Source organism: Guopingia tenuis, from assembly GCF_014384805.1.
Classification (GTDB): Bacteria; Bacillota; Clostridia; order Christensenellales; family Christensenellaceae; genus Guopingia; species Guopingia tenuis.
This window is the reverse complement of sequence record NZ_JACRSS010000002.1, coordinates 1-22115: the sequence shown is the minus strand read 5'-3', so window position 1 is coordinate 22115 and position 22115 is coordinate 1. Positions and strand designations below refer to the sequence as shown.

Annotated in this window: 18 protein-coding genes; 16 read left to right on the top strand and 2 right to left on the bottom strand. The window is 56.3% G+C overall.

Going from position 1 to position 22115, the window contains the following annotated elements; all coding sequences use genetic code 11:
• The first annotated feature begins 1 nt into the window (after position 1).
• From mazG to H8693_RS05270, 7 genes are all read left to right on the top strand, one after another.
• Positions 2–1435: a nucleoside triphosphate pyrophosphohydrolase gene (gene mazG, locus H8693_RS05300; protein ID WP_249280123.1), complete on the top strand. Its 1434-nt coding sequence runs from the start codon at positions 2–4 to the stop codon at positions 1433–1435.
• 186 nt (positions 1436–1621) lie between these two features.
• Positions 1622–1894 (top strand): HU family DNA-binding protein, encoded by a 273-nt coding sequence (locus H8693_RS05295; protein ID WP_178619362.1) that lies wholly within the window; start codon positions 1622–1624, stop codon positions 1892–1894.
• Between the two features lie 80 nt (positions 1895–1974).
• Complete coding sequence (locus H8693_RS05290) at positions 1975–2217, top strand: RNA-binding S4 domain-containing protein (protein ID WP_178619365.1); 243 nt, start codon at positions 1975–1977, stop codon at positions 2215–2217.
• Positions 2214–3392 carry a 2-C-methyl-D-erythritol 4-phosphate cytidylyltransferase gene (gene ispD / locus H8693_RS05285; RefSeq protein ID WP_249280122.1) on the top strand — a complete coding sequence of 393 codons (1179 nt, stop codon included), beginning with the start codon at positions 2214–2216 and terminating at the stop codon, positions 3390–3392. The genes H8693_RS05290 and ispD overlap by 4 nt, the downstream gene beginning before the upstream one ends.
• 497 nt (positions 3393–3889) lie before the next feature.
• The gene (locus tag H8693_RS05280) at positions 3890–5095 is read left to right on the top strand and encodes a TolB family protein (protein ID WP_249280121.1); all 1206 of its coding nucleotides are present in this window, start codon (positions 3890–3892) and stop codon (positions 5093–5095) included.
• Positions 5095–6450 carry a DNA repair protein RadA gene (gene radA, locus H8693_RS05275; protein ID WP_249280120.1) on the top strand — a complete coding sequence of 452 codons (1356 nt, stop codon included), beginning with the start codon at positions 5095–5097 and terminating at the stop codon, positions 6448–6450. The genes H8693_RS05280 and radA overlap by 1 nt, the downstream gene beginning before the upstream one ends.
• A gap of 404 nt (positions 6451–6854) precedes the next feature.
• The gene (locus H8693_RS05270) at positions 6855–7211 is read left to right on the top strand and encodes a hypothetical protein (protein WP_249280119.1); all 357 of its coding nucleotides are present in this window, start codon (positions 6855–6857) and stop codon (positions 7209–7211) included.
• On the opposite strand, the gene H8693_RS05265 is transcribed toward H8693_RS05270, so the two are convergent.
• On the bottom strand, positions 7161–7745 hold the full coding sequence (locus H8693_RS05265; protein ID WP_249280118.1) for a GNAT family N-acetyltransferase: 585 nt from the start codon (positions 7743–7745) through the stop codon (positions 7161–7163). The two genes, H8693_RS05270 and H8693_RS05265, sit on opposite strands and share 51 nt — an antisense overlap.
• A gap of 62 nt (positions 7746–7807) precedes the next feature.
• Entirely contained in the window at positions 7808–8182 is a 375-nt protein-coding gene (locus H8693_RS05260; RefSeq protein WP_249280117.1) for a nucleoside triphosphate pyrophosphohydrolase family protein, read from the bottom strand.
• Between the two features lie 213 nt (positions 8183–8395).
• Between H8693_RS05260 and H8693_RS05255 the strand changes: the two genes are divergently transcribed.
• The 9 genes from H8693_RS05255 to H8693_RS05215 all read left to right on the top strand — a co-directional run.
• Entirely contained in the window at positions 8396–9502 is a 1107-nt protein-coding gene (locus tag H8693_RS05255; protein ID WP_249280116.1) for a PIN/TRAM domain-containing protein, read from the top strand.
• A gap of 436 nt (positions 9503–9938) precedes the next feature.
• The gene (gene rpoB, locus H8693_RS05250; protein WP_249280115.1) at positions 9939–13715 is read left to right on the top strand and encodes a DNA-directed RNA polymerase subunit beta; all 3777 of its coding nucleotides are present in this window, start codon (positions 9939–9941) and stop codon (positions 13713–13715) included.
• Positions 13716–13802: 87 nt separating this feature from the next.
• Positions 13803–17384 carry a DNA-directed RNA polymerase subunit beta' gene (rpoC, locus tag H8693_RS05245; RefSeq protein ID WP_249280114.1) on the top strand — a complete coding sequence of 1194 codons (3582 nt, stop codon included), beginning with the start codon at positions 13803–13805 and terminating at the stop codon, positions 17382–17384.
• Positions 17385–17443: 59 nt separating this feature from the next.
• Positions 17444–18232: a hypothetical protein gene (locus H8693_RS05240; protein ID WP_249280113.1), complete on the top strand. Its 789-nt coding sequence runs from the start codon at positions 17444–17446 to the stop codon at positions 18230–18232.
• 120 nt (positions 18233–18352) lie between these two features.
• Entirely contained in the window at positions 18353–18613 is a 261-nt protein-coding gene (locus tag H8693_RS05235; protein WP_178619391.1) for a ribosomal L7Ae/L30e/S12e/Gadd45 family protein, read from the top strand.
• A gap of 74 nt (positions 18614–18687) precedes the next feature.
• Positions 18688–19065, top strand: a complete 378-nt coding sequence (gene rpsL / locus H8693_RS05230) for a 30S ribosomal protein S12 (RefSeq protein WP_178619394.1) — start codon at positions 18688–18690, stop codon at positions 19063–19065.
• Between the two features lie 83 nt (positions 19066–19148).
• Complete coding sequence (rpsG, locus tag H8693_RS05225) at positions 19149–19619, top strand: 30S ribosomal protein S7 (protein ID WP_178619397.1); 471 nt, start codon at positions 19149–19151, stop codon at positions 19617–19619.
• A 240-nt stretch (positions 19620–19859) separates the two neighbouring features.
• Entirely contained in the window at positions 19860–21935 is a 2076-nt protein-coding gene (fusA, locus tag H8693_RS05220) for an elongation factor G (RefSeq protein ID WP_178619401.1), read from the top strand.
• A 77-nt stretch (positions 21936–22012) separates the two neighbouring features.
• Positions 22013–22115: GTP-binding protein (locus tag H8693_RS05215; protein ID WP_178619405.1), on the top strand; the 103-nt coding region annotated here is incomplete at its 3' end.

Sequence of the window (22115 nt, the reverse complement as noted above, 5' to 3'; positions counted from 1 at the left end):
TATGCGGCAGATCATCGGCATCGGAACGGGGGAGCTGGATTCCCTCACACTGGCAGCTTATCAGGCGGTTTTGGAAGCCGGGAACGTGATTTTGCAGACAGTGGAGATTCCTCTGGCAGAGGCCCTGACGGAAAAGGGCGTCCGCTTTCAGACGCTGGACGGTTTTTATGAGGAGGCCGAGGATTTCGCGGATTTTCATGAACGGGTATGCGAATTTCTGGCAGGGCAGGAGGACGCGGCTCTTTTAGTCATGGGCGGCGTCTATGAGAGCACGCTGGCCCAGGCGGTTCTGGCCCAGTTTGGGCCGCAGATCCGGGTGATTCCCGGCCTTTCCTTTGGGGAAGAGGCACTCAGCCGCTGTGCCGGGCGGCTCACCGGCGGCCCGGCCCGGTTCTATACGGGAACGGAATTCCGCGAGGCCCGCTATCAGGCGGAAAGCCCCGTGGTTATCACCGAGGTGGACACGCCCTATAAGGCGGCGGATGCGGCGCTCAAGCTCATGGAATGGCTCCCGGAGGAGCAGGAGATCTATCTCGTCCGGGGGGCGGAGGTGGAAGCGATGCCCCTGGCGGCGCTGTTCCGGCGGCAGGAGGGCTGGGACTACCGCGCGTCTGTCGTGGCGGACAAGCCGGTTCTTTTGAAAAAACAGTCTTATAGCTTCTATGACTTGGTGGATATCATTGCGGCTCTTCGGAGCGAGAACGGCTGCCCATGGGACAAAGCCCAGACCCATGAAAGCCTGCGCAAGACCATGATCGAGGAGGCCTATGAGGTGGTGGATGCCATTGACGCGGCCGATCCCTATATGCTGGAGGAAGAGCTGGGGGACGTGCTGCTGCAGGCCGTGCTCCACGCGCAGATCGGCGGCGAATTTTCGGAATTTACCATGGACGGCGTAACCACGGGAATCTGCCGGAAGATGATCCACCGTCACGCCCATATCTTCGGGACGGATGTCTGCGATACCCCCGAAGAGGTGCTCACAAACTGGGAAAAGATCAAGCGGGAAGAAAAAGGGCAGCAGTCGGTGAGCGAGGCGATGGAGGCTGTGCCCAAGGGGATGAGCCCCCTCATGCGGGCGGCAAAGATTCAGAAAAAGGCGGCCAACACGGGCTTTGATTTCCCGGATTGGAAAGGGGCCTATGAAAAGGTCCGGGAGGAATTGGAAGAAGCGGTCCGGGAGCTCCCGGGCGGCGGGGAAACGCTGGAGAAGGAGTCCGGCGATCTCTTGTTTGCCGTGGTCAACCTGCTGCGGCTTTGGAAAGTAGACGGCGACACGGCTCTGAACCAGGCCACAAAGAAGTTTATGGCGCGGTTTGCCCGGATGGAAGAGCTGGCCCGGGAGAAGGGGCTGGATCTGGAAAAAATGCCCATAGAATCCCAGGAAAACCTTTATCAAAAAGCAAAAAGTTTGGAAAAGTTTTGTAAACAGTAGAAAAAACAAAGAAAAAAGCTTGTAAAACCGGGAGAGATTGGTTATAATCGCATATAGTTGAGCAGAAAACCCCTCTGTAAAGCGGTTGGAAGGGGTTTGCAAGGGCAGAAAGTTGCCCCGGCGGGGCCAAGGCCAGGCGGGCACTATGCAAATAGAAGGAAGAAAAATACATAGGAGGAAAGAACATTGAATAAAACTGAACTCATCGCTGCCATCGCGGCAAAAGCGGAACTGTCCAAGAAGGACGCGGAAAAAGCTCTGGCTGCTATGACCGACACGGTTGTTGAACAGCTGGCTAAGGGCGAAAAGGTCCAGATCGTCGGCTTTGGCACCTTTGAATCCAGAGAGCGCGCTGCCAGAAAGGGCATCAATCCCCTGACCAAGCAGCCCATCGACATCGCCGCATCGGTTGTTCCCGCTTTCAAAGCCGGAAAGGCCCTGAAAGACGCGATCAAGTAAGGCAAAAAAGTGAAAAAGACCCTGCCGCTTAACGGACAGGGTTTTTTCTTTGAAAACGAAGGAAACAAGGAGGAAGACCCTTGCGACTGGATAAATTTTTAAAGGTTTCCCGGGTCATCAAGCGGCGCACAGTGGCGGCATCGGCGTGTTCGGGCGGCCGGGTCTGCGTCAACGGCCGGGAAGCGAAGCCCGGGCTGCAGCTGAAGGTGGGCGACGAAATAACCATCGAATTCGGCGCGCGCCCGGTGAAAATCCGGGTGAAGGATTTGAGCGAAACTGTCCGCAAGGAGCAGGCGGAGAGCATGTATGAGGTGATCCAATGAAGGGAAACTATGCGGTGGTTCTGGCGGCGGGCCGGGGAGTGCGCATGAAGGCAAACATCAACAAAATGTTTGTGCCCCTGGCGGGAAAGGCGGTTTTGGAGCATACCCTCAGCGCCTTTGCGGATACTGACTGTTTTGAAAAGATCATCATTGTCTGCCGGGCGAGCGAGCAAAAGCTGGTGCGTGAGATCGCTGAGGATCTGTTCGAGGAAGGGCAGTTTATGATTGTGCCCGGCGGAAAGACCCGGCAGGATTCCGTGGAATGCGGCCTAAATGCCCTTCCGGAGGATGCCGAGATCGTCGCCGTTCATGACGGTGCCCGCTGCTTTGTCCGCCCGGAGCTGATTCAGGAATGTGTGCAGAGCGCCATCGATTTCGGAAGCGGCGTAGCGGGCAAGCATGCGGTGGATACCGTGAAGATCGCCAGCCCGGAGGGCCGCATTACCGACACAATCGACCGCCGCAAGGTGGTGCTGGTGGAGACGCCCCAGGTGTTTCAGGTGCATATCCTGAAGAGGGCCTTTGCCCAGGCAAAAAAGGACGGCTTTGTGGGCACGGACGAGTCCTCCCTGGTGGAGCGCATCGGGGTCACGCCCCGGCTTGTGGAATCCGTGCGCAGCAACTTTAAATTGACCAATCCGCTGGATCTGGAGCAGGGACGCCTCTATCTCATGGGAGACGGGGAAAGCCGCGTGGGCAACGGGTTTGATGTGCATAAGCTGGTGCATGGAAGGGACTTGATCCTGGGCGGCGTAAAGATCGACTATGAGCGGGGGCTAGAGGCTCATTCCGACGGCGACGTTCTCGTTCACGCCATCATCGACGCCATGCTGGGGGCCGCGGGCCTGCCCGACATCGGCGAGCTTTTTCCGGATACCGACGCCCTCTATAAAGGCGCGGACAGCGTCGAGCTGCTCTCCCGGGTAGGCCAGGCGCTCTATAAGGACGGATATGCCATTGGAAATATCGACGCCACGCTGATTATGCAGGAACCGAAGATCAGTCGCTTTAAAGAGCGCATGAAGCAGAACATCGCGGCGGCGCTGAAAATCAGCCTGACACGCATCAATATCAAGGCTACCACCACGGAAAAGCTGGGGGCCTTTGGCCGGGGCGAGGGAATCGGCGCCGAGGCCGTCTGCATTTTGACAAAAAATGCCTGTATGATATACTAAGGACAAGAAACGACAAGACGGCGGGAAAGGCAGGGCCGGGAGGCCCTGCCCGGAAAATCCCGCATTCCCGAAAAATCCCGGAATGAATCCAAAACGGGGCGGGCGGCTTGGGCTTCCTGCCCTTTTTCTTTTGGAAAGACGGGGAGGAAAGGCGCATAGGAGCAGCCGTTGGGAGATATTTCCACACTCTTCCCGGGTTCTCTATGGACGGGGCCGGGGCTGGTGCGAAATAAGAACTTTCAAGGGAAGCGACAGCCATAGAATCTGTTATCCAGCTTTTTTAGAAAAGCTGCTTTGGCCGGGGGCCCGAGGGGCATGGGCAACGCGAGCAGATAAGCGACGGAAATAAAATTCCTTGTCCGCATTCTTTTGAAGAAGAACTGACCTGATTTGGGGGGGCAGGAGTTTCCGAGAAATTATGGGAAACGGGACAAATAAGCGACAGATATAAAATTTCTTTGCCTGCTTTCTTTAAAAAGAAAGCAGGGAGGTGGATCATGGCACTATTCCGCAAATACCGGCAAAAAAGAAGAAGGCGCATAGCGCGCAAAAGCTATCGGCGGCGGGGCGCGGGGCTCCGAAGCTTCCGTGGTTCCCGGGCGTATCCCTTTGTGCTTCTGGAAGGGGCGGCGGCAGGCCTTGTCGCGGCGGTCCTGCTGGTGGTTTTCCTTTTGGTGCCCGCTCTTTCCGGGCAGCCGAAAAGCGATCCCGACGCCATTGTTCCGGGGGAGTTTGTCGATCCCGAGACGGGCACCGAAGCGGATATCAAGGAAAACGACCTGAGCAGCCTGCAAAATGAGGCGGTCATCCAGTATAAAACGATCAACGACGCCTATCTCTGCGGGGAGGAAATTGTCTTCAGCTCGGCATCCGTGCGGGACGGCGTGGCGTTTTATGACAAGCTGGTGGTCTATAACACGGCGACCCAGGAAAGCCAGGAGATCTCCGGGATCAACGTCAAATACGACAACATTGTCTGGACGCGGCTCACGCCGGACTTCCTCGTCTGGGTGGATTCCAATGACGACGGCGGCGGGCGCATCATGCTCTATAACCGGGCCGAGGGCAAGAGCTATCTGGTGAAGGAATATGCCTATGCCCTGCCCCAGATCTCGGTCAGCGGGGAATATCTGGCCTTTTGGCAGCAGGCGGGGGAATCCACCGACCGGCTCTATCTCTATCATATGCCTACCCGGGAGGGCGTCGCCGTGAAGGTCTATGACGGCATGGCCTCGGTGACGGGCAGCGCCCATGTGAGCGAGGGAGGGCTTGTCTATGCCGTTCCCTATATGGAAAATGAGATTCAGAAATGCCGCATCTATGTCCAGCCCCTGGACGGCGGCGCAGAGGTGGCCTATGAGCCGGGGCGTTATGCCTATAGCCCCAAGATGAACGGAAACTATATCGCGTTTTTATCCTCCACCAGCGGTCCGCCCCGGGATATTTATCTCATGGAAAAGGGCGGGGAGACAAAGCTCATCGAATCCGGCGTGCTGAATTTTGACATGGGGCAGGATTTTCTGGCCTATACAAAGGATCAGAACGTCTATATCTATGTCTTTGCCACCGGGCAGAAATACCGGCTGAACACGGATATCTCCCGGGGGCGGCTGGCCAGCGTGTGCGGGGATATGGTGGCGTGGTATGACGTGACGAGCGAGAGTGATGTGGACGTAGTCAAATATGCAAAGGCGGTATGGTGATGGCAAAGGCGAAAACAGTCTATCAATGCAGCGAATGCGGCTATGAATGCGCCAAATGGATGGGCAAGTGCCCGGGCTGCGGCAGCTGGAACACCATCACGGAGGTGGTGGAGGTTCCCTCCTCCCGCCCGGCGTCCCAGGCCCGGCTGGAGCCGGGGCGGCTCAAAGAGCTGAAAGAATATCCCTCTCTGGAGAAAATCCGGGTAAAGACGGGCATCGGGGAGCTGAACCGGGTGCTGGGCGGCGGGATTGTCAAGGGAAGCGTCGTCCTGGCGGGCGGCGAACCGGGGATCGGAAAATCCACGCTGTTTTTGCAGGCAGCGGATTCCCTCTGCCGCCGGGGAAAGGTGCTCTATGTTTCGGGGGAGGAATCGCCCGAGCAGGTGCGGCTGCGCTCCGAGCGGCTGGGGCTGTCTTCGCAGATGCTGTTTCTGGCGGAAACTCAGCTGGAAATCATTTTGGCGGCGGCGGAGACGGCAAAGCCGGAATTTCTCGTGGTGGATTCCATCCAGACTATCTATAGCCAGGAGGGGAGCTCTGCGCCGGGCAGCGTCAGCCAGGTGCGGGCCTGCGCCAGCGCGCTGGCGCGGCTGGCAAAGGAGACGGGGACGGCGGTGTTTATCATCGGCCATGTGACCAAGGACGGCGCCATCGCCGGGCCGCGGGTGCTGGAGCATCTGGTAGATACTGTGCTCTATTTTGAAGGGGAACGGCACAGCTCTTTCCGCATTCTCCGGGCCGTGAAAAACCGCTTCGGCTCCACCAACGAAATCGGCGTGTTTGAAATGGGGGAGGACGGCATGCGGGAGGTGGAAAATCCTTCGGCGATTCTGCTTTCCGGGCGGGACAAAGGAGTTCCCGGGGCCTGTATCTACTGCGCCATGGAGGGAACGCGGCCGGTGCTTCTGGAAGTGGAAGCGCTGGTGAGCGAGACATCCTTCGGCATGCCCCGGCGGATGACGACAGGAGCAGATTTCAACCGCACCAGCCTGATTATCGCGGTGCTGGAAAAGAAAATCGGCCTCAAGCTCTATAACCAGGATGTGTTTGTCAATGTGGGCGGCGGCATGCGCCTCAATGAACCGGCCCTGGATCTGGCCATTGCGGCCAGCATTGTTTCCAGCTTCCGCAACAAGGCGATTGGCAGAGAGAGCGTCTTTTTGGGCGAATTGGGGTTGACCGGCGAACTGCGGCATATTTCCCAGGCAGAAAAACGCCTCACCGAGGCGAGGCATATGGGTCTGCGCCGGGCGGTGCTGCCCTATTCCAACATGAAGGGGCTGCGGGCGCCGGAAGGGATGGAGCTGCAGGGCGTCAAGACCCTGTCGGATGCGCTGGGCGTGTTGTTTGAATAAGCGGGGCCAGGGAATAAAGAGAATAAAGCGCGGCGGAAGTGCTGTGATATGCGATGAGAAAAGAGGGGAAGCCCCTCTTTTTTTGCGGGCTTTTTAGGATGAGGATAGTCTGCTATATAGGAAGAAGAAACACAAGGAAAGGAAGCACGAAGGAGAGAACGAGAAAAAAGAATAAAAAATAGCGGCGGAATTCTCCGGGGAAAAGGAGAATATACGAGGCAATTGAGCGGCCGGAGGGAACAGGCGAAAAGAGCAGGGGGATACCACCGGGAAAGAGTGGGTGGTTAGTGGTTTAAGATGTTTTACGGCAGGCCCCCTACAGTTTTTGCTGTCAGGGCCGGAGCAGAAAAACAGCAAGAAAATATGCCTGCGTTCAAATAAAGATCAGAATGGGACAATACGAAATGAAGGGAAACCTTCCATGGCCGGGGATAAAATCGCAACAGAAGGGAAAAGAAGCGGAAAGGGAGGACGGGAAGCGAAAAAAGAAAAGGAGACGGGAAAAAAGGCAGTCATGGCCTGCCGCCGAGGCTGGAACAACAGGAAAGGGAAAAGAGCGGAAAGGGAGAAGGGGAAGCAGAAATAGAAAAGGAGACGAGAAAAAGAGGCAGTCATGGCTCGCCGCCGAGGCTGGAACAACAGGAAAGGGAAAAGAGCGGAAAGGGAGAAGGGGAAGCAGAAATAGAAAAGGAGACGAAAAAAAGAGGCAGTCATGGCTCGCCGCCGAGGCGAATGGAATCCAGAGCAAAGGAAAAATCTGAAGGACAGGGACGGATGGGCGCGGGCGGCGCGGCATAGGTCCCCAGAGGTTTTGCCATCAGAAGAACGTCATGCCAGGCGCCGTTTTTGTAGCCCGCGGCATGGTGAACCCCTTCTTTTTGGAAGCCAAGCGATTGATGAAGGGCGACGCTGGCTTCTCCGGGCAGAGTAATCACGCCATATGCGGTCTGATATCCCTGCCGGGTGAGAAGGGAGAGAAGGGCGCGGTATAGAGCGGAACCATAACCCCGGCCACGGAATTCCCCGGCCAGATAAATGGAGCACTCCCGGCCCCACTGATAGGCGGCGCGGGCATGGAAAGGGGCGGCATAGGCATAGCCTATAAGCACGTCTCCCATGGTGAGAAGCAGCCAGGGATCGCCCTGTTCCCGGACGGCGCGGATGCGCCGGGCGAATTCGCCGGCACTGGGAACTTCATATTCGAAGGTAATCGCCGTTTGACGCACATAAGGGGCATAAACGGAGAGGCAGATAGGGGCATCGGATTCCCGGGCCATGGAAAGCAGAGGCTGCATCGAATTCCTCCTTTCGGTTTGGAAAGATAAGAAAAGGCTCCCGGAGGGGAGCCTGCGCCAGCTTATTTCAGCGTGTAATTTCCCAGCAGATCCAGCGCCTTTTTCTCCTTGAGCATCACGTCATAGATGCTGAGATCCAGGGCATTGCAGATCGCCGCCAGATAGAAGAGGACGTCTCCCATCTCCTTTTCGATGACAGTCCGGCAGTTTTTGCAAAGAGAACCCGAAACGGCCGTGGAGGGTTCCCCTTCCGGCTTTTTCCCGGAGAGCGAGATGCAGCCGCACTGGGTGGAGGCCTTTGTTATTGCCCGGGAAAGCCGGGAAGAGGCCATTTGGTATTTGGACATGGTGTCCAGCAGGTTGCGGTTGCGTTCCAGATAGTTTTCCACAACGATCTGGAAATCCTCCGCCATGATATCCTTGAAATTTGTCGCCACGATTTGAACATCCCTTTCCCTTGTAAACTTGCCTATATTATACGATTGCCCGGGAGGCTTTGTCAAACCCGGGGGAGAAACTGGGAAACTATTTCCAAAGTGTGAATTTTCCGAAAACAGGGGGCTTTGGGGCACCCCGGTTTATTGACATTTCCCCTCCGGTTCACTATCATAAAAATTGCATCTTATCATTTGAAAAAGAGAGGAGGACACATGAAGAGTTTTTTCCGAACAATCATCATTCTTGCGGGCATTGCTATCGGTCCCGGCATCGTGATGCTGGTATACAGCGCCGTGCAGGGCCTGACGGGAATGGATCCCTATCTTGCGCTGCTTCCCTGGGCCAATTTGCTGATTTTTATTGTCAGCGCCATAGTATCCGGAATCATTTTTATTTTTTTATCCCGGCCGATTGTGGAAGCGATCATCAAATTTGTCAACAATCTGGAGGAGCATCTGGTCAACTCCCCGGCAAAAACGGTCGTTGCGGCCGCGGTGGGCCTGGCCTTTGGCCTGCTCATTGCCTTTTTGCTCTCCTGGCCCATTGACCGCATCCAAATCATCTGGATCTCCCTGCCGGTGGATATCATCGTCTATATCCTCTGCGGCTATATCGGCGTGCGGGTGGCTGTGAAAACCAGCGCCAAGGTAAACCGCCCCATCTTTTCCCGGGCCAAGGGAAAGCAGGCGGAGGAGCCGTTTTTCAAGGAGACGGAAGAGGAAATTTCCCGGCCTAAAATTCTGGATACCAGCGTTATCATTGACGGACGAATCTTTGATATCTGCAAAACCGGCGTATTTGAAGGAACCATCGTAATCCCCGAGTTTGTGCTCTCCGAGCTCCGGCATATCGCGGATTCCGCCGATTCCCTGAAACGCAGCAAGGGCCGCCGGGGCCTGGATATTCTGAACAAGATTCAAAAGGAGCTGGATATTCCCGTGGAGATCAGCTCGGTGGACTATGACGACGTGGCCGAAGTCGACGCCAAGCTGCTGCGCATGGCAAAGGATATGGGCGGTATGGTGGTAACCAACGACTTCAACTTGAATAAGGTGGCGGCTGTTCAGGGCGTCAGCGTGTTCAACATCAACGATCTTTCCAACGCTGTGAAGCCGGTGCTGCTGCCGGGCGAAGAACTTTCCGTGACGATTCTCAAGGAAGGCAAGGAAAACGGCCAGGGCATCGCCTATTTGGACGACGGCACCATGATTGTCGTGGAAAACGCCAGCAACCGCATTGGACAAACCCTGGAGGTGGCGGTAACCAGCGTGCTCCAAACTTCAGCCGGACGGATGATCTTTGCCAAAATCAGCGAATAAATAAGGCCTGCGGAGGCGGTTTCCCCTCCCTTATGGCATCAAAAGAAAACGCGGCGGCTTGCCCCTGAAAAAGGAGCAAGCCCTTTGCGTCTCTGGAAAAGACCGAGGAGAGGGGCGGGAAAAGCAAAAACGAGAGAAACCCGGCAAAAAACGAAAAAAACTGTCTTCCCGGCAGTTTCTTTAGAAAAACCGGTTGACAGCAGGGTTGACTTATGCTAACATAATACATTGCATTAGCATGTTTATAGTGCCGAAGTGTCGCTATAAATATATGCGAAGTCACGAAAAATATGCGCTTTGCCGCGGGTGTTGTTACGATATACTGTAACCGCATCTCACGCATTTGTCAACAAGAAAGTGAAGAGGCTGCCCGGAGCAGGGCGGCGGGGCAGCAGACAAGCAGAAACTATTTTACATATATAGGAGTTGTTCAAGTATGGTGCATGAAATCGAAACCGGTAAAACCAAGAGAATGAGTTTTTCCAAGATCAAGGAGGTTATCGATCTCCCCGATCTGATCGAAATTCAGAAAGACTCATATGCCCGCTTCCTGAAAGACGGCCTGCGGGAAGTGCTGGACGACATCTCCCCCATCACCGACTATTCGGAGAACCTCGTTTTGGAGTTCGTGGATTATTATATCCAGGATACCCCCAAATACGATGTGGAGGAGTGCAAAGAACGGGATGTGAACTATGCCGCTCCCCTCAAGGTGGTTGTCCGCCTTATCAACAAGGAAACAGGCGAGGTGAAGGTCCAGGAAGTGTTTATGGGGGATTTCCCTCTGATGACCGAAAAGGGCACCTTTATCATCAACGGCGCCGAGCGGGTTATCGTCAGCCAGCTGGTCCGCTCCCCGGGCGTCTATTACGACACCAGCAAGGATAAATCCGGCAAGGATTTGTTTGCCTCCACCGTCATCCCCAACCGGGGCGCATGGCTGGAATTTGAAACCGACTCCAACGACTGCATCTGGGTGCGTGTAGACCGGACGCGGAAACTCCCCGCAACCGTTCTCATGCGGGCCATGGGCCTTTCGGACAACGCGGCCATCACGGAATATTTCGGCGAACCGGAATATCTGGAACCCACCTTCAAGAAGGACGTGGCAGAGAACCAGCACGACGGCCTCATTGAAATCTATAAGCGCCTCCGCCCCGGCGAACCGCCGACAGTGGAGAGCGCCAGCATGCTCATCGACTCCTTGTTCTTTGACCCCAAGCGCTATGACCTGGCGCGTGTGGGCCGCTATAAATTCAATAAAAAGCTCTCGCTGGCCAAGCGGATTCAGGGCTACCGCGCGGCGGAAAACCTGTTCAACCCGGAAACCGGCGAAGTTCTCGCCATGGAAGGCGACACCATCGATGAAAAGACCGCCCGGGCGATTCAGAATGCCGGGGTGAATTTCGTGCATATCTATGTGGAAGACCAGAAGGTCAAGGTGGTGGGCAACCACTTTGTGGACGCAAAGGAATATCTGCCCTTTGCCCCCGAAGAGGCCGGCATCAACGAGCTGGTATACTATCCCGCTTTCAAAAAGATTCTCGAGGAATGCGGGGAGGACGCCGAGCTTCTGAAGGAAAAGCTAAAGGAAAATCACAACATCCTGATCCCCAAGCACATCATCGTGGAGGATATGTTCGCCACCATGAGCTATCTTCTGGGGCTGCGCTATGGCATCGGGCATACCGACGACATCGACCATCTTGGCAACCGCCGGCTGCGTTCGGTAGGCGAGCTGCTGCAAAACCAGCTGCGCGTCGGCCTATCCCGGCTGGAACGCGTGGTGCGTGAGCGCATGTCCATCCAGGATATGGATGTGGCGACGCCCTCGGCCCTCATCAACATCCGCCCTGTGACGGCGGCTATCAAAGAATTTTTCGGTTCTTCCCAGCTCTCCCAGTTCATGGATCAGACCAATCCGCTGGCGGAGCTGACCCATAAGCGCCGCCTTTCGGCCCTGGGCCCCGGCGGATTGAACCGCGACCGCGCTTCCTTCGAGGTTCGGGACGTGCATCATTCCCACTATGGCCGCATGTGCCCCATCGAGACGCCGGAAGGTCCCAACATCGGACTGATCGGCTCGCTTTCGACCTATGCGCGGATCAACGAATATGGCTTCATTGAATCGCCGTATCGGGTGATCGATCACGAAAACAACATCGTCACCAACGAGATCCAATATCTGACGGCGGACGAGGAAGACGACCTGATTGTGGCGCAGGCCAACGAGCCTCTCGACGAAAACGGCTGGTTTGTCAACGAGCGCATCACCTGCCGCTGGCGCGACCAGTTTGTGGAGGTGCCGGCAAAACAGGTGGACATGATGGACGTATCCCCGCGGCAGCTGGTTTCCGTGGCGACGGCCATGATCCCCTTCCTGGAAAACGACGACGCCAACCGCGCCCTCATGGGTTCCAACATGCAGCGGCAGGCGGTTCCGCTTCTCATTCCCGAAAGCCCCATCGTGGGAACCGGCATGGAGGGCAAGGCGGCCTATGACTCGGGCGTTCTTGTCATCGCCAAGGAGGGCGGCGTGGTGCGCCATGTATCGGCCGACCGCATCGAAATCAAAGAAGACGACGGAAATATCCGTACCTATAAGCTCATCAAATATTCCCGCTCCAACCAGGGCACCTGCATCAACCAGCTGCCGCTGGTGAGCAAGAACCAGGTGGTGCAGAAGGGCGAAGTCCTGGCGGACGGCCCCTCCACGGACAAGGGCGAGATCGCCCTGGGACGCAACATGCTCATCGGGTTCATGACCTGGGAGGGCTATAACTACGAGGATGCTATCCTGCTCTCTGAACGGCTGGTGAAGGACGACGTGTTCACCTCCATTCATATCGAGGAATTCGAGGCCCAGGCCCGGGATACCAAGCTGGGGCCGGAGGAGATCACAAGAGATATCCCCAACGTGGGCGAAGACGCCCTGAAAGATCTGGATTCCCGCGGCATCATCCGCATCGGCGCGGAGGTCAGAAGCGGGGATATCCTGGTGGGCAAGGTGACGCCCAAGGGCGAAACCGAGCTGACGGCGGAGGAGCGGCTGCTCCGCGCTATCTTCGGCGAAAAGGCCCGCGAGGTGCGGGACACCTCCCTGCGCGTGCCTCATGGCGAGGGCGGCATCGTGGTGGACGTCAAGATGTTCACCCGGGAGGACAAGGACGAACTGACTGCCGGCGTCAACAAGCTGGTTCGCGTCTATATCGCGCAGAAGCGCAAAATCTCCGTGGGCGACAAGGTTTCCGGACGCCACGGCAACAAGGGTGTCGTTTCCCGGATCCTGCCGGTGGAGGATATGCCCTTCCTGCCCGACGGCACGCCGCTGGACGTTGTGCTGAATCCTCTGGGCGTACCGTCCCGTATGAACATCGGGCAGGTGCTGGAAGTGCATCTGGGCATGGCGGCCAAGGCCCTTGGCTGGAAGATCGCCACGCCGGTATTCGACGGCGCCACGGAAGAGGACATTGAGGCGGTGTTTGAAAAAGCCGGGCTGCCCACCGACGGAAAGACCGTCCTCTATGACGGCCGCTCGGGCGAGCCCTTTGAAAACCGCGTAACCGTGGGTTATATGTATATCTTAAAGCTGCACCATCTGGTGGACGACAAGATTCACGCCCGTTCCACCGGCCCCTATTCGCTGGTGACGCAGCAGCCTCTGGGCGGCAAGGCCCAGTTCGGCGGCCAGCGTTTCGGCGAAATGGAAGTCTGGGCCTTGGAGGCATATGGCGCGGCCAACACCCTCCAGGAAATTCTGACGGTCAAGTCAGACGACGTGGTGGGGCGTGTCAAGACCTATGAAGCCATCGTGAAGGGCGAAAATATCCCCGAACCCGGCGTTCCCGAATCCTTCAAGGTGCTCATCAAAGAGCTGCAGAGCCTCTGCCTGGACGTGAAGGTGCTGGGCGAATCCGCGGATGAAATCATCATCCGGGAGAGCGATGACGACGATGTGGATCTGGATATCAACATCGAAGGCGACGAGGATATCGATCTGCCGGCAGCGGGCGGAGAAGCTCCCGCGGCGGATGATTATGACGAGGATATCGACGACGACCTGGGCCTGGACGACCTGGATTTCCAGGATCTCGGCAGCATCCTGGGCGGCGACGAAGAAGAGGACGCTCCGGCAGACGGCGCGGCGGAAGACTTCTTTGCGGATGATCTTTCCGAGCCTCTCTTTGCGGACGACGATCCGGAAGACGAATAAGAAGCGGCCGGAAATGTCCGGCTCTGTGATGGGAAAGCAATTTTTTGTGAAATTTGAACCGATAGTGGGAAAGGGAGGAGTTTTCACTTGTTTGAACTCAATACTTTCGATTCGATGCAAATAGGCCTTGCATCGCCGGAAAAAATCAGAGAATGGTCTAGAGGGGAAGTCAAAAAACCGGAAACCATCAACTACCGCACCCTGAAGCCGGAGAAGGACGGCCTGTTCTGCGAGCGGATTTTCGGGCCGACCAAGGACTGGGAATGCCATTGCGGAAGATATAAGCGCATCCGCCATAAGGGCGTGATCTGCGATAAGTGCGGCGTGGAGGTCACCCGCGCCAAGGTGCGCCGGGAGCGCATGGGCCATATCGAGTTGGCCGCCCCGGTTTCGCATATCTGGTATTTCAAGGGAATTCCCTCCCGGATGGGGCTTTTGCTGGATATGTCCCCCCGGGCGCTGGAAAAGGTTTTGTATTTTGCGTCCTTTGTGGTCACGGATCCCGGCGAGACGCCGCTGGAATACAAACAGCTTTTGACGGATAAGGAATACCGGGAAGCCCAGAGCAAATACGGCGAGGACGCTTTCAAGGCCGGCATGGGCGCAGAAGCGGTGAAGATCCTCCTGAAAAATGTGGACCTGGAGGCCATTTCCGCCGAGCTGAAAAAGGAGCTGGAAACGGCCACCGGCCAGAAACGGGTTCGGGCCATCAAGCGGCTGGAAGTCATCGAGGCGTTCCGCAAATCCGGCAACAAACCCGAATGGATCATCCTGGACGTTATTCCCGTGATCCCGCCGGAGCTGCGGCCTATGGTGCCGTTGGATGGCGGACGCTTTGCCACCTCCGACTTAAACGACCTGTACCGCCGGGTCATCAACCGGAACAACCGGCTGAACCGGCTTTTGCAGCTAAAAGCGCCGGACATCATCGTCCGCAACGAGAAGCGCATGCTCCAGGAAGCAGTGGATGCTCTCATCGATAACGGCCGCCGGGGCCGTCCGGTTACCGGCGCGGGCAACCGCTCCCTCAAATCCCTTTCGGATATGCTCCGGGGCAAGCAGGGCCGGTTCCGCCAGAACCTTCTGGGCAAGCGCGTGGACTATTCCGGCCGGAGCGTTATCGTCGTTGGGCCAGATCTCAAGATGTTCCAGTGCGGCCTGCCAAAAGAAATGGCTCTCGAGCTGTTCAAGCCCTTCGTCATGAAGAAGCTGGTGGAAGACAATTATGCCCATAACATCAAGAGCGCCAAGCGCATGGTGGAAAAGGTCCGCCCGGAAGTTTGGGATGTTTTGGAGGAGGTCATCAAGGGCCATCCGGTTCTCCTGAACCGCGCCCCCACGCTGCACCGCCTGGGCATTCAGGCCTTTGAGCCGATTCTGGTGGAGGGCCGGGCCATCAAGCTGCATCCCCTGGCCTGCACGGCCTATAACGCCGACTTCGACGGCGACCAGATGGCCGTTCACGTTCCCCTTTCCGTGGAGGCGCAGTCCGAAGCGCGCTTCCTCATGCTGGCGGCTAACAATATTCTGAAGCCCCAGGATGGAAAGCCGGTGGTTTCGCCGACGCAGGACATGGTTATCGGTTCCTATTACCTGACCATCATCAAGCCGGGCGCCAAGGGCGAGGGCAGCACCTTTGCCTCCCCGGACGAATGCCTTCTGGCCTATAACACGGGCAACATCGCCATGCAGGCGCTGGTGAACGTGCGGGTGAGCCGGGAAGTGAACGGAGAGATGAAAACCGGCATCATCCAAACGACGGCCGGGCGCATTATCTTCAATCAGGCCATTCCCCAGGATCTGGGATACATGGACCGGAGCATTCCGGGCAACGAACTGAAATACGAGATCGACGAGCTGGTTGGAAAGAAGCAGCTGGGCAAAATCGTCGACTTCTGCTTTGGAAAGCTGGGCGCATCCCGCACCTCTGCCGTGCTGGATAAAATCAAGGCCCAGGGCTTCCATTACTCCACGGTGGGAGCGGTGACGGTCAGCGTATCGGATATCATCATCCCCAAGGAAAAGAAGCAGTATATTGAGGAAGCGAACAAGGAGATTCTGAAGATCAGCCGGCAGTACAGCCGCGGTTTCCTCACCGAAAAGGAACGCAAGGAAAACGCTGTCCGCGTCTGGACCGAGACGACGGATAAGGTTACCAAGGCGCTGGAGAGCAACCTGGATGAATTCAACCCCATCAACATGATGGCCCGCTCGGGCGCCCGCGGCAGCATCAACCAGATCCGCCAGCTGGCCGGCATGCGCGGCCTGATGGCCGATCCTTCGGGCGAGATTATTGAAATCCCCATCAAGGCAAACTTCCGCGAGGGCCTGACGGTTCTGGAATTCTTCATCTCCTCCCACGGCGCCCGCAAAGGTTTGGCGGATACGGCTCTTCGGACGGCAGACTCGGGGTACCTGACCCGCCGCCTGGTGGACGTTTCCCATAACGTCATTGTCCGGGAAGACGATTGCTTCGCCAATCTGGGCGAGGATGTCCAGGGTATCTGGGTCACCGATCTGCGCAACGGCAGCGGCGTGGTGGAACCCCTGTCCGACCGGATCCGGGGCCGCGTTTCCATCAACGAGATCCGAGATCCCAAGACGGACGAAGTGATTGTCGGAGCCAATGAGCTGATCGACGGCATTGCGGCGGCCGGAATCGAAAAGGTATATATCCGCACGGTGCTCACCTGCAAGAGTGAGCACGGCGTCTGCGCCAAGTGCTATGGCGCAAATATGGCCACAGGTAACCTGGTGGATATCGGCGAGGCTGTGGGCGTCATCGCAGCGCAGTCCATCGGCGAGCCCGGCACGCAGCTCACCATGCGGACCTTCCACACGGGCGGCGTTGCCGGAGACGACATCACCCAAGGTCTTCCCCGTGTCGAAGAACTGTTTGAGGCGAGAAAACCCCGGGGCCAGGCGGTCATTTCCGAAGTGGGCGGCCGTATCACGGTCAACGAAACCCGCAAAAAGCGGGAGATCATTGTTTCCCCGGATGTGGGAGAGGCCAAGGCGTATACGATTCCCTATGGTTCCCGCCTGAAGGTTGCCGACGGCGATGTGATCGAGGCAGGCGACGAGCTGACCGAAGGTTCCATCAACCCCAACGATATCCTGAAGATCAAGGGCATCAAGGGCGTGCAGACCTATCTGCTGCGGGAGGTGCAGCTGGTCTACCGCATGCAGGGCGTGGAAATTTCGGATAAGCACCTGGAGGTTATCATCCGCCAGATGCTCCGCAAGTGCCGCATCGACGATGCCGGCGATACGGATATGCTCACGGGCGAGATGGTGGATGTGTTCAAATTCGAGGCGGAAAACGCCAAGGCAGAGCGGGAAGGCAAGCGCCCCGCGGTCGCTTCCCGGGTGCTGCTGGGAATTACAAAGGCTTCGCTTTCAACGGATTCCTTCCTCTCGGCGGCTTCCTTCCAGGAGACGACCCGCGTCCTCACGGATGCGGCCATCAAGGGCAAGGTGGACCCGCTGGTGGGTCTCAAGGAAAATATCATTATCGGCAAGCTGATTCCTGCCGGCACGGGCATGAAGCGGTATAAGAATATCGAGGCGATCAAGAACATCCCCAACGAGGAACTGGTTTCTCAATTCCTTCAGCAGAGCGGGGAAGCGGAGACGGTGATTGAAGCGCCCTCCGAGATTGTAGAATAATTACCATGCCGCGCCCGGGGATTTTCCGGGCGCGGCGCAAATAGAGGAATGAGGAAGCTATGGCGGATTATGTGGAAAAAACCAACAAGGATTGCAGCGCCCGGGACAGCTATGCATGCGATTTTCTCGGCTGCGACGGCTGCGACTCCTGCTCGCTGAACTGCCGGGATGTCCGGCAATATCAAAAGGAACAGGTCGTGCAGGTGTGGGATGTGGCGCTCTCCAATATGCCCGAAGAAGTGGATCAGCTTCATGCCACCGATGAATGCCAGTTCTGCCGGGGGGATCATCCCCATGCGGCGGATGGCTATGCCATCGTTGACTTCGCTCACGAGGAACCCTATACGGAAAAGGGAGCCATCATGGGCTATGGAAAGCGGGTCAAGCAGCCGTTTGGAACGCTGGTGCAGATTCCGGTGAGCGTTTGCAAAACATGCCGCCGCAATATGCGTATCCGGCAGAACCTCCGCTGGATCGGGATGATAAGCGGCGCGGCCATTGCGCTGATCGCTCTGGCGATTCTGTCCATCTGGGTGCCGCTGAACTCGACGGAGAATGCCTTCCCCTTCCTGGGGCTTCTGGCCTGCACGGGCGTAGGCTATCTGGCGGGGAAAAACCTCTCGATCTGGCACGCGAAGAAGCATAAAGAGACGGCCTATAACGTCTTTGATACCCAAGTGGGAGAAAAGATGAAAGAGAAGGGCTGGTTTGGATTCAAAGAGGAAAACGGCATGACGAAGATGCGGTTTTCGCGGAAAAAGATCCGCAGGAACTTTCATGTCATCCCCGAGGGCTATGAGCGGCCGGAACGGGAGAACGACGAGCCCATCCGCCTGCGGACACGTTAAAAATACGCAAAAAACAGGAGAGCAATGGGAAAAACTTGTTGACAGCCCGCGATTGGGAATGATACAATAAATCTTGTGCTTTCCTTGGATTTTTTGCAGGGAAAGGAAGAAGGAAGCCAAATGTTGGAGGATCTGGTTTGTGCGGCAAATAAGGTTGTCGGCATAAAACAGGTGACGAAGGAAGCCCAGAATGGGCGGCTTTTGCGGATCTATGCGGCGATGGACGCCGATTTGGAAATCCGCCGGCAGATTGACGAACTTGCAGAAGATTTCCGGATAGAGCTGGTGCATATCTCCACGCGAAAAGAGCTGGGAGAGGCATGCGGAATCAAGGTTCCGGCGGCCTGCGCCGGGCTTTTGAAGGAAGAAGAAGGACAATGAATCCCCAGCGGGTTGCAGGGGGATTTGAGATACAGCTATTTTTCATGAATACTTTAGGAGGTGTGAGTTAAGGTATGCCTACCATTAACCAACTGATAAGAAAAGGAAGAACATCCATTGAGGATAAATCCAATTCGCCGATTTTGAAGCAATGCCCCCAGAAGAGAGGCGTCTGCACGGCGGTTAGAACCATGACCCCCAAAAAGCCCAACTCCGCTCTTCGCAAAATCGCCAGAGTGAAGCTGGTAAACGGGATGGAAGGTACTGCGTATATTCCGGGAATCGGCCATAACCTGCAGGAACACAGCGTTGTTTTGATCCGCGGCGGCAGAGTCAAGGACCTGCCTGGTGTGCGGTATCACGTTGTCCGCGGAACGCTGGACGCGGCTGGCGTTGCCAACCGGGGCCAGTCTCGTTCGCTCTATGGCACGAAGAAGCCGAAGAAGAAATAAGCATGCGGCGGCGGTTTTTTCTGAAAAAACAGGAAAAGACCGGATAATTTTGGAACAGATAGAGAAAATAAGGAGGGTTAACAATGCCTAGACGTAGTGGTGTTCCTAAGCGTGAGATAATTGCAGACCCCATCTATAACAGCAAGGTTGTCACAAAGCTCATCAACCAGGTCATGAAGGATGGGAAGCGGGGTACGGCCCAGAGAATTTGCTATGATGCCTTTGAGATTATAAAGGAAAAGACGGGGAAAGATGCCATCGAAGTGTTCGATCAGGCGATGGAAAACATCATGCCCGTTTTGGAAGTCAAGGCCCGCCGGGTAGGCGGCGCGACATATCAGGTCCCGATTGAGGTTCGTCCGGAGCGGCGCCAGACGCTGGCGATCCGCTGGCTGGTGTTCTTCTCTCAGAAGCGCGGCGAAAGAACCATGCGGGAACGTCTTTCCAGCGAAATCATGGACGCGGCGAATAACACGGGTTCCAGCGTGAAGCGGAAAGAGGATATGCACAAGATGGCGGAGGCCAACAAGGCGTTTGCCCATTACCGCTGGTAAGAATTCATACGGCGAAGAAACTGCCTGCCAGCCGGCAGGCAGTATTTTTGCCAGGAAATTTTTCTATAAGCGCGTGGAAAAGCTGTTTTCCCCGCAAGGGAAGATTCCCCTTTTTCTTGTTCCGGAACCCGGGGGAGGAAAAAAGAGAATCTTTGCGCGTTTTAGCGCGGCATGAAGATATGATAGAATAGCGTGAAAAATGCTATGGGATAAAGTTTAAAAGTCGAAAGGAGTACAAAGGTGCCTAAGGAATTCCCCTTAAGTAACATTAGAAACATCGGGATCATGGCGCATATCGACGCGGGTAAGACGACGACTACCGAGCGTATCCTCTATTACACGGGACGCACATATAAGATCGGCGAAACCCATGACGGCGATGCCACCATGGACTGGATGGAACAGGAACAGGAGCGCGGCATTACCATCACTTCCGCGGCCACGACGGCGGAATGGAAGGGCTGCCGGATCAATATTATCGATACCCCTGGACATGTAGACTTCACAGTGGAAGTGGAGCGGTCTTTGCGGGTTCTGGATGGAACGGTGGCGGTGTTCTGCGCCAAGGGCGGCGTGGAGCCCCAGAGCGAAACCGTTTGGCGGCAGGCGGAAAAATACGGCGTGCCGCGGCTTGCCTATATCAATAAGATGGATATTCTGGGCGCGGATTTTTATAATGTCGTAGATATGATGAAAACACGCCTGGGAGCCAATCCGGTCTGTATGCAGCTGCCCATCGGCAAAGAGGATACCTTTATCGGCATCATTGACCTTGTTGAAATGAACGCCATCCTCTACGATACGGACGACCAGACGGGCGCAAAATTCGATATCGGCGAAATCCCGGAGGATATGCGGGAAGAGGCTGAAGAATACCGTGAAAAGCTGCTGGAGGCGGTTGCCGAAGGCGATGACGCGCTGATGGAAAAGTTCTTCGCCGGCGAAGAAATCACCAAAGAAGAAATTTTGAAGTCCATGCGCAAACAGACCATCGCGGGAACTGTGGTTCCGGTCTGCTGCGGGTCTTCCTATCGCAATAAGGGCGTGCAGCCCATGCTGGATCTGGTGGTGGAGCTGCTGCCTTCTCCGCTGGATGTCAAGCCCATTGAAGGAAAGGTTCCCGGAACCGAGGAAACCGAAACGCGCCCTGCGGATATCAACGGGCCTTTTGCAGCGCTGGCCTTCAAGATTATGGCAGACCCCTTTGTCGGGAAGCTGGCGTTTTTCCGGGTTTATTCCGGAACTGTCAACGCAGGTTCCTATGTATATAACTCCACCAAGGGCAAGCGGGAGCGCATGGGCCGCATTCTGAAGATGCACGCCAACCACCGGGAAGAAACAAACCAGGTGCATGCCGGCGATATCGCCGCAGCGGTTGGCTTCAAGGATGTGGGCACGGGCGATACTCTCTGCGACGACAAGCATCCCATCATTCTGGAATCTATGGTATTCCCGGATCCGGTTATCCGCGTTGCCATTGAGCCCAAGACTAAGGCAGGTCAGGAAAAGATGTCGGTTGCCCTCATGAAGCTGGCGGAAGAGGATCCCACATTCCGGGCATATACGGATGAAGAAACCGGCCAGACCATCATCGCTGGCATGGGTGAGCTTCATCTGGAGATCATCGTCGACCGGATGATGCGGGAATATAAAGTCGAAGCCACCGTGGGCAAGCCCCAGGTTGCCTATCGTGAAACCATTACCAAGACTGTCAACGCCGAAGGGCGTTATGTCCGCCAGTCGGGTGGTAAGGGCCAGTTCGGTCACTGCAAAATTACCGTGGAACCGGCTGAGCCGGGCGCGGGCTATAGCTTTGAAAGCGCCATCGTCGGCGGCGCCATCCCCAAGGAATATATTCCCAGCATTGACGCTGGTATTCAGGAGGCGGCAAAGAGCGGCATCGTGGGTGGTTATGAGGTTGTGGATTTCAAGGTCACGCTGACGGACGGCAGCTATCACGAGGTCGACTCTTCGGAAATGGCCTTCAAGATTGCCGGTTCCATGGCATTGAAAGATGCGCTGGAACGGGCAGGTTCTGTCCTTCTCGAACCCATCATGAAGGTAGAAGTCGTAATCCCCGAGGATTATCTGGGAGACGTTCTTGGAAATATCAACTCCCGCCGGGGCCGCATCGAAGGAACGGAGATCCGCGGCGGCGCGCAGGCCGTGCATGCCATGGTTCCCCTTTCGGAAATGTTCGGGTATGCTACTGACCTTCGCTCGCGCACCCAGGGCCGCGGGACATATACCATGCAGTTCTCGCACTATGAACAGGTGCCCAAGAGCATTGCGGAAAAAATTACCGGCAAGAAATAATTGCCGGAAGGATAGCCCGGCTGCGGCCGGGCAACCCCTATTTTGTTAGCAAGAGAATAAAAGGAGAGAAAGAGAAAATGGCAAAGCAAGTATACGAGAGAACGAAGCCCCATGTAAACATCGGGACGATCGGGCACGTAGACCACGGGAAGACGACGCTGACGGCGGCGATCACGGCGG

Excerpts from the sequence above, each read along its gene's own strand:
- mazG (WP_249280123.1), top strand. The coding sequence starts at position 2 with ATGCGGCAGATCATCGGCATCGGAACGGGGGAGCTGGATTCCCTCACA.
- ispD (WP_249280122.1), top strand. The coding sequence starts at position 2,214 with ATGAAGGGAAACTATGCGGTGGTTCTGGCGGCGGGCCGGGGAGTGCGC.
- H8693_RS05280 (WP_249280121.1), top strand. The coding sequence starts at position 3,890 with ATGGCACTATTCCGCAAATACCGGCAAAAAAGAAGAAGGCGCATAGCG.
- radA (WP_249280120.1), top strand. The coding sequence starts at position 5,095 with ATGGCAAAGGCGAAAACAGTCTATCAATGCAGCGAATGCGGCTATGAA.
- H8693_RS05270 (WP_249280119.1), top strand. The coding sequence starts at position 6,855 with ATGAAGGGAAACCTTCCATGGCCGGGGATAAAATCGCAACAGAAGGGA.
- H8693_RS05265 (WP_249280118.1), bottom strand. The coding sequence starts at position 7,745 with ATGCAGCCTCTGCTTTCCATGGCCCGGGAATCCGATGCCCCTATCTGC.
- H8693_RS05255 (WP_249280116.1), top strand. The coding sequence starts at position 8,396 with ATGAAGAGTTTTTTCCGAACAATCATCATTCTTGCGGGCATTGCTATC.
- rpoB (WP_249280115.1), top strand. The coding sequence starts at position 9,939 with ATGGTGCATGAAATCGAAACCGGTAAAACCAAGAGAATGAGTTTTTCC.
- H8693_RS05240 (WP_249280113.1), top strand. The coding sequence starts at position 17,444 with ATGGCGGATTATGTGGAAAAAACCAACAAGGATTGCAGCGCCCGGGAC.
- H8693_RS05235 (WP_178619391.1), top strand. The coding sequence starts at position 18,353 with ATGTTGGAGGATCTGGTTTGTGCGGCAAATAAGGTTGTCGGCATAAAA.
- rpsL (WP_178619394.1), top strand. The coding sequence starts at position 18,688 with ATGCCTACCATTAACCAACTGATAAGAAAAGGAAGAACATCCATTGAG.
- rpsG (WP_178619397.1), top strand. The coding sequence starts at position 19,149 with ATGCCTAGACGTAGTGGTGTTCCTAAGCGTGAGATAATTGCAGACCCC.